The 6,839-nt window shown below is 37.9% G+C and carries 4 protein-coding genes and 4 pseudogenes; 5 read left to right on the top strand and 3 right to left on the bottom strand.

Going from position 1 to position 6,839, the window contains the following annotated elements:
• Positions 1 to 107: 107 nt before the first annotated feature.
• Entirely contained in the window at positions 108 to 494 is a 387-nt protein-coding gene (locus tag VB691_RS23995; RefSeq protein WP_323294050.1) for a hypothetical protein, read from the bottom strand.
• Positions 495 to 584: 90 nt separating this feature from the next.
• On the opposite strand from VB691_RS23995, the pseudogene VB691_RS23990 reads away from it, so the two are divergent.
• A pseudogene (locus VB691_RS23990) lies at positions 585 to 1,808 on the top strand (IS4 family transposase); the annotation flags it as partial.
• A 258-nt stretch (positions 1,809 to 2,066) separates the two neighbouring features.
• Here the strand turns inward: VB691_RS23990 and VB691_RS23985 are convergent.
• Entirely contained in the window at positions 2,067 to 2,690 is a 624-nt protein-coding gene (locus VB691_RS23985) for a hypothetical protein (RefSeq protein WP_323294049.1), read from the bottom strand.
• A gap of 213 nt (positions 2,691 to 2,903) precedes the next feature.
• Here VB691_RS23985 and VB691_RS23980 point away from each other — a divergent pair.
• The 4 genes and pseudogenes from VB691_RS23980 to VB691_RS25905 all read left to right on the top strand — a co-directional run.
• Positions 2,904 to 3,290 (top strand): annotated as a pseudogene (locus VB691_RS23980) (Rpn family recombination-promoting nuclease/putative transposase); the annotation flags it as partial.
• A 660-nt stretch (positions 3,291 to 3,950) separates the two neighbouring features.
• Positions 3,951 to 5,799 (top strand): annotated as a pseudogene (ltrA, locus tag VB691_RS23975) (group II intron reverse transcriptase/maturase).
• Between the two features lie 112 nt (positions 5,800 to 5,911).
• A pseudogene (locus tag VB691_RS25910) lies at positions 5,912 to 6,103 on the top strand (DUF2887 domain-containing protein); the annotation flags it as partial.
• 6 nt (positions 6,104 to 6,109) lie between these two features.
• Positions 6,110 to 6,385, top strand: a complete 276-nt coding sequence (locus VB691_RS25905) for a DUF4351 domain-containing protein (RefSeq protein WP_416245488.1) — start codon at positions 6,110 to 6,112, stop codon at positions 6,383 to 6,385.
• A gap of 12 nt (positions 6,386 to 6,397) precedes the next feature.
• Here VB691_RS25905 and VB691_RS23965 read toward each other — a convergent pair.
• On the bottom strand, positions 6,398 to 6,839 hold a 442-nt coding region (locus VB691_RS23965), incomplete at its 5' end, for a hypothetical protein (protein WP_323294048.1).

Here is a 6,839-nt window from a genome sequence, read left to right as displayed (position 1 = left end):
TTTTCCCAACCTAATTGTTGTGCGATGATTTTGCCTAGTTTTGTTGGCGATAAAGCAATACTGCTCGGTTAAGGAAAAAGAACGGATGTTCGCATGAGTGAGTCTAGCTATACATTGGATTCTTTGTTGTTTGAGCCATAGACATCAGACCAACTATCCATAAGAGCATCAAAGCTTCTACCCAAGGCTTCAAGTTGGGTTCGACGACTCATCTGCATCACGGCTTCAACATGAGCGGGACTACCAGAAACTCCCAAATGTTTATACTTGCTTAATCCACCAGTCTTAGTGGGGAAAATCTTTTCAGTAGCCTGTAATTTATAGTACCAATAGGTTTGAGATTTCCCTCGTGCCTGATATCGTAAAATACAACAACAGGGAGGAGCAATTTTCCCTTCTTGCTTGATAAGTTCCATTTTCAGTTGTAAAGTTTTAAGGGAATCAGCTAAGCGTTCGGCTCGACATTCTAAATCTTGGTTAGCTTTTTGGGTCATGGTATCTCTCGGAAAAAAAGTTATGATAATGAACACGCGAACACCAAAAGTATATATGATAAGAGAGATTTTGAGGATGCCCTAAATTTAATGTCTCTTATTAATTTTTCAATCATCAGTCCAAGGATTAATCCAAACCAGTTATTTAAAGCCATTGAAAGCGTAATTTCTCCTGAAAAAGTTAGCGAAGCGATTGCTAATAGCAAAAGTCTAGAAAGAAGAAACCGAAATCTTCCCACTCATGTAATTGTCGTCTTAGTAATTGCTATGAGTTTTTGGTCAAATCAAGGAATTGTGGCTGTTTTTAAGAATTTAATAGGGGGACTAACTGAGAAATATATCCGTCTCCAAATTCGTTTAAAAGCACCAACAAGTTCATCAATTAGTGAAGCGAGACAACGAGTTGGTCCTAGGGTGATGACTCGTTTATTTGAGTTAATAGTCAGACCATTAGCAACACCATTTACACAAGGAGCATTTTTAAATGGATTAAGGTTAATGGCAGTAGATGGAAGCGTATTTGATGTGCCTGATACTGAATTAAATGCCAAAGTTTTTGGATATCCAGGGACAAGACCAGGGACAAAAGCCGGCTTTCCTAAAGTGAGATTGGTCTTATTAATAGAAGCAGGAACGCACTTAATTTGTGATGCTTTAATTAGTCCGTATAAAATGGGAGAAAGAGTCAGAGTTCAAAAACTTTTACGGTCTGTAAATCAAGGAATGCTGTTAATGTGGGACAGAGGACTACATTCGTTTAAAATGGTCAGAGCGGTTTTAGACAAAAAAAGTCATTTTCTAGGTCGTGTTCCCCAAAATGTCAAGTTTGAAGGGGTAAAAACCTTGTCAGATGGCTCTTATATAAGTTGGATAGCACCTGACAGAAAATCTCAGAAAAAAGGAGCCAAAAGAATTCCTGTTCGCGTCATTGAATATGTAGTTGAAGAGAAGGAAAAAGATGTGGTTTATCGTTTAATAACCGATTTAATGAATATTAATAAATTTCCTGCTTTACTGTTAGCCAAAGAATATCATAGCCGTTGGGAAGTGGAGAACACTCTCTCAGAATTGAAAATTTATCTTAATGGGAGAAGAACTTTAATTCGTTCTAAAAAACCCCGTGAAGTCATTCAAGAAATTTATGGTTGGTTATTGGCTCATTATAGTATTCGTTCCTTAATGTTTACGGCGGCAACTGAGGCAAATTTAGCTCCTTTACGGTTGAGTTTTACTGGTTGTTTAAGGGTTATACAGAGAGCGATTCCACAATTTCAGACAATAAAAGACAACGAAAGTCATTTATTTTTCAGTTGGTTAATAGCTGAAATGATTTCCGAAATTATTCCACCAAGACAAAATAGAAGTAATCCCAGAGTCGTAAAGAAAACCCGTTGTAAATTTCCAAAAACTCAACCAATTCATAGAGGAAATGGCAGTAATTATCTTCCTTTAACTTTTAAAACAGTAAGAGCAGTAGTCTGAAAAACTATTTCATTCATTTTTATCTACTAGCCTAGAAAATTTAACAAACACACATCAACAACAATAAATCCCTTGGTCTAGTGTTCGCGTCTAATTAACGCGAACACTAGACCATTCCTCCCTTAACCGAGCAGTATTGGGCGATAAAGGGCATTCAGGAACAGCCATGTTTGATGAGAGCAGTTGTTTGCCAACTTCCGCCGCGCTTGATAAGCTAGGTATGATTTTAGCGATTGCGGTTAATTTCGCTGATTCGATTAACTCTGGTTGTATGTTGAGTTTATAAAGACCAGCGAAAACTGCATTGATTTCATCGATAGTCGGTGTGTTAGAATCTGTTTGATACGGTTCAGTGACATAAGGCTGGTAATTAAGTTGCTTTTGTAACCATGCCCGAATTCCGACACTGGCAAAGGCGCGGTAAATTAATCGAGCTTGTTCAGTGCATCGCGCCCCTGCTTCCCATGCGTAATATTCTAAAATACTAGCTAAAGCGATTTCATTAATGCCCTGGGTCGAAAACCGAACAGGGTCAATGCCATTATTGATGAGGCTTTGAGTCAGTTTTGAATCGATTTTCCGAACACCTTCTGAGAGGGAAGATGGAGTCACACCAGCTAACCTTGCTGCGCCCCGAATGGATGTAGTTGTACTGCCATCAGGATTAACGGTAAACTCGGAGAGAATTTCGTCGGGCAATGTAATATTTGACATCTAGTTTGTAATTGGTATCATTGTTTCCCAACTTCCACGCAAAGCGTGGCTTCCCTCGCAACAATAATGTTTTACTAAAGTCTTTCTTATAGAATAATATTGTCTCTAAAATCAAGTGTGTTAGCTTGAATTGATGACTTTAATTAGTTATAATAGAAAAAGAACACAAAGCAGAAAAGTCTTGAATATAAAAAGGAGTAACTGAGGATTATTGTGAAAACAGATAGTATTTTTTATCAAATATTTTTGAAGTTTCCGAGAAGTTTCTTTGAATTAATCGGAGAAGACTCAACCCAGTGGGAAAACTATCAATTTAGTTCCCGTGAAGTCAAACAACTATCCTTTCGATTAGATGGTTTATTTCTACCTAAAAAAGAAGAAAACGACTTACCTCTTTATTTAGTGGAGGTACAATTTCAACCAGATCCGACTTTCTATTATCGTTTATTTGGTGAATTCTTTCTGTTTCTTAAAGATTATATTCCCCCGCATCCTTGGAAGGTTGTTGTTATTTATCCTAGTCGAAAGATAGAACTCCAGCAGCTTATTCATTTTCGGAATATGCTAAACTTACCAGAAGTGACTCGTATTTATTTAGATGGTGCGATTCGTTCTCTCGAAATTAGCACAGAATACTAAGGGATGAGAGACACCTGATAAGTAACCAAAAATGGTTGAGTAAAGCACTTAAATCCTTATCAGATGATAACTTAATATCCATATTGGTGAGCCTTAGTAACCTAGAAACGGCAAGTCCAATTCAGGGGATATTCCTGTTAAAGCATATCCCCTACGGTAGAGGCTGAACGTCAATCCGTAAAGCGGGGGTAAAAGCGGAAAGAAACAATAAGCCTAAATATCGTTTCCCGTTAGCAAGTTCTCATGGATAGCGAAAGCAAAGGTTCACGTGAAATGTCGTTAATAAAAACCAGTGAAATAAGGCTGATACACTGGGAGTCCCAAAAGGGCATTAGCTAGGGAAATTAGCTACCGTCTATGACTAATTAATATCTCCCTGAAGCTCGGCAAATAGAACCATCCTAAAAGAACAAACCAATGGATATTAGGAACGAAGTAACCCCTCTCTTTTTCCAGGAATAAGGTCGAAATTTACTGGTAGTCATTCAAGACGAAATATCTACCAAAAGGTAGGAAAGTTAGGGGAAAGATAGAGTCAGAAGCCAACGCCTTGCTGTAATGGTAAGGATATGCAGACGGACTCACGGTCTAACGAATGAAAAAGGTACAAGTAGGAGCAAAATGCCCAAAACAGAATCAAATATGATGACTGTGGGATTGGATACCAAAGACATAACAAACTGGTCAGAAATTGACTGGAAAGTTATTGAAAAACGGGTCTATAAACTTCAAAAGCGCATTTTTCAAGCATCTAGTCGTGATGATGTTAAAACAGTTCGCAGACTCCAAAAACTTCTAATTAAATCTTGGTCAGCAAGAGCATTAGCGGTACGTCGAGTAACCCAGGATAATCAAGGTAAGAAGACCGCAGGAATCGACGGAATTAAATCCCTCAACCCCATTCAGCGTCTCATTTTGGTAAATAAATTAACAATGGGAACCAAGGTCAAACCAACCAGGCGAGTATGGATTCCCAAACCTGGGAAGGATGAAAAAAGACCTCTTGGTATACCGACAATGTACGACCGCGCCTTGCAAGCTCTCGTGAAAATGGCTATGGAGCCTGAATGGGAGGCAAAATTTGAACCTAACTCATACGGGTTCAGACCAGGACGCTCATGTCAAGATGCCAGAGAGGCAATATATAACGCAATAAATAAAAAAGCCAAATATGTGCTTGATGCCGATATTGCCAAATGCTTCGATAATATTAACCATGAAAAGCTATTAGAAAAATTAAATACCTTCCCTACCCTCCGCAGACAAATACGAGCTTGGTTAAAAGCTGGGTACATGGACGGAAAAGAGCTTTTCCCCTCTAATGAAGGAACTCCCCAAGGAGGCGTAATAAGCCCGTTATTGGCAAATATCGCTCTTCACGGAATGGAAAATAGATTAATGGATTACGCCAAAAACCAGAAAGGTAGGAAAGCAGAAAACCAGAAAAATCTATCCTTTGTTAGATACGCCGACGACTTTGTAGTCATCCACAAGGACGTTAACGTAATTAAAGAATGTCAATACATTCTGATGGAATGGTTATACGACATGGGATTAGGATTACATCCTTCTAAAACTAGAATAAGTCACACACTTATAGAAACCCATCTAGAACGGACAATAAACCAAAAACTAGATTGGGAAGAAATAAATCAAGGCTTTAACTTTTTAGGATTTAACGTTAGACAATACCCTGTAGGAAAATACCAATCAGGGAAAAATAACGGAAAATTATTAGGATTCAAAACTCTCATCAAACCCAGTAAAGAAGCAATCAAAAGACACTACAAGAGGCTATGTGAAGTAATAGATAGACATAGAGGTAAAAAACAGGTAATTCTGATTAAAAACCTTAATCCCATCATTAAGGGATGGTGCAATTATTACTCCACATCAATATCAAAAGAAGTCTTTAAAAAACTAGATCACCTTCTTTACTGGAAATTAACAAAATGGGGGAAAAGACGACACCCAAATAAAACTGGAAAATTTGTAGCTAAAAAAATATTTTCATAAAATTGGGGATAGAAATTGGGTCTTCGCCTCCAAGATGAAAGATGGAAAGTTCTTTGAACTATTATCTCATGCCTACACACCAATAGTAAAGCACATCAAGGTTAAAGGCAATGCCAGTCCATACAATGGCGACCTAATTTATTGGAGTACAAGACTGGGAAGAAATCCCGAAATGCCCCATAAAACAGCTACGCTGCTAAAAAGGCAAAAAGGAAAATGCACTCACTGCGAATTAAACTTCAAATATGGAGATTTGTTGGAACACGACCACATTGAACCTCTTTCACTTGGTGGAAGTAAAAGTATAAACAACCAACAATTACTTCATAGGCATTGTCACGATAAAAAGACCAGAAATGATGGCTCACTTAGTAATAACAAATCAAAACCAATAATAAAAAGGTTCCCTGAAAATTACGAGTGGATTAATGACATCCTGATCTTGGTGTACTAATGATAACAAGTCGTTAGATTGAGGAGCGGAATGAAACGAAAGTTTCACGTTCCGTTTTGTAGAGCAGCAGAGGAGGTAACTCCTTTGCTGACTTTAATAATTAGGAGAATCGGCTAAGAACTCTTTGGGCATTGGTTTGATTAACTTGGTTGTCGAATCAGAAGAACAAGCCGTGCCTCAAGCCAAGGGGTTAATTGAAAAAGCACAAAATCAATTAACAGATGCCAAAATTCAACAACAATTAATCGATCTCATCGAACGAATTATCGTTTACAAATTCCCACAAAAAAATAGAGAGGAAATTGAAGCAATGTTTAATTTAAGTGATTTAAAACAAACTAAGGTTTATCAAGAAGCATTAGCTGAAGGAGAAGATTTAGGGGAACAAAGAGGCATTTTGCAAGGAAGGCAGCAGGAAGGAACTAGCTTAGTGTTACGTCAACTCAACCGCCGTCTGGGGGAAATCCCCTCATCTACCATTGAGCAAATTCGGGGATTATCCATCGAGCAATTAGAGAACTTAGGAGAAGCTTTGTTAGACTTTGAAAGTCAAGAAAACTTGGTTAATTGGCTTCAAAACCTTTAAGTTGAGTTGAACTTATTTAAAGCTTCTTAACCGTTGATAAGTCCGTTCTGGAGATGCAAAAACTTGGCAGAATTCCCAGTAATACCAACCCATAGTAACTCTGTCAAGAACCGAGTCTTTAACCCAAGTATCATGAAGGGTAGAAAACTCGTCTCTGCTATCACCATAAGGAGGGTCAACGGTTTGAGAAATATGAATAATGGGTGACTGTTTTAGTTCTTTAAACCCAAAGTTATCAATCAGAAAAAGTCGATGGTCTTCTAATTGAATGAGGTCACAAACATCCGTAGAACGAGTAGGTTTACTCCATTCAATAAAACCAGAATTGGGTGCATTTTTCTGGGTGAGAATCCAGGCTTTTTCAAGATAATTTTCAAGATTGTTATTGATGTGTTCGGTACTATCTTCAAAATCAAGAATTGTTGTTAATTCAACCGCATCTGTTGCCACAGTT

It is taken from the genome of Crocosphaera sp. XPORK-15E, assembly GCF_034931425.1.
GTDB lineage: Bacteria > Cyanobacteriota > Cyanobacteriia > Cyanobacteriales > Microcystaceae > UHCC-0190.
This window is presented reverse-complemented; position numbering and strand designations above follow the sequence as displayed.

What these genes read in the sequence shown, in the direction of transcription:
- VB691_RS23995 (WP_323294050.1), bottom strand. Translation starts at nt 494, where the DNA reads ATGACCCAAAAAGCTAACCAAGATTTAGAATGTCGAGCCGAACGCTTA.
- VB691_RS23985 (WP_323294049.1), bottom strand. Translation starts at nt 2,690, where the DNA reads ATGTCAAATATTACATTGCCCGACGAAATTCTCTCCGAGTTTACCGTT.
- VB691_RS25905 (WP_416245488.1), top strand. Translation starts at nt 6,110, where the DNA reads ATGTTTAATTTAAGTGATTTAAAACAAACTAAGGTTTATCAAGAAGCA.